Source organism: Mycobacterium sp. SP-6446, from assembly GCF_001954045.1.
Taxonomy (GTDB): domain Bacteria; phylum Actinomycetota; class Actinomycetes; order Mycobacteriales; family Mycobacteriaceae; genus Mycobacterium.
On record NZ_MBEM01000186.1, the window covers coordinates 1 to 981 of the forward strand.

Here is a 981-nt window from a genome sequence, read left to right on the forward strand (position 1 = left end):
GGGCCAGGGGTTGCGTTTGGGTTTGGGTGGTTGGTTCCAGGATTGTTGGGGCGGGGGTGCGCCCCAGTTGGGGCCGGCGCCTTGATAAAACGCGGCGGGCTGACCGGCCGCGGGCACCGGGCCACTGGGTGGTCCCCAGGCCTGCCCGGGTTGCGCGGGCGGCGTCGGGCCCGAACCGGGCGCGGCGGCGCCCGCATACGGCGGGGGCGCGTCTTGCGCCGGCGTCGGCGGCCTCGGGGATGCCGCGGCAGGCGACGGTGCGCCGGGCAGGGTGGCTTCTTGGCTGCGGCGCAGGATGTTGTCGGCGTGGTCTTGGTCGGGGTCGGAGAGGGCTTCGTGGGCGGCCAGGGCCAGATCGCCGGCGCTGGCGAAGCGGTCCTCGGGTTTTTTGGCCATGCCGCGTGCGATCACGCCGTCGAGGGCCTTGGGGATGCCCGAGCGTGCCGTGCTGGGCTGGGGGATGGGCTGCATCAGATGCGCGGTGACCAACGTCGAGGCACTGTCGGCCCGATACGGCGGCGAACCGGTCAAGCACTCATAGAGCACACACGCCAGCGCATAGATGTCGGCGCGATAGGTGACCTCATCGTTGGAAAACCGTTCCGGCGCCATGTATTTCCACGTACCCACCGCCGTGCCCAACTGGGTCAGCTTCTCATCGGTGGTCGCACTGGCGATACCGAAATCCACCAGATAAGCAAAATCGTCACGGGTGACCAAGATGTTGGGCGGCTTGACGTCTCGATGCATCACCCCGGCCGCATGAGCGGCATCGAGCGCCGACGCGATCTGGGCGATAATGGCCACCGCCCGCGGCGGAGTCAACGGACCAAACCGCTTGAGCACACTATCGAGATCGGTGCCCTCGATCAGACGCATCTCCATGAACATCTGGCCATCGATCTCGCCGTAATCATGAATCGGCACCACATGGGGTTCCTGCAAACGCCCGGCAATACGGGCCTCCCGCTTCATCCGCTC

The 981-nt window shown here is 67.3% G+C and carries 1 protein-coding gene; it reads right to left on the reverse strand.

Annotation, left to right across the window (positions count from 1 at the left end; all coding sequences use genetic code 11):
* Positions 1-981: serine/threonine-protein kinase (locus A5736_RS17055; RefSeq protein ID WP_175611310.1), on the reverse strand; the 981-nt coding region annotated here is incomplete at both ends.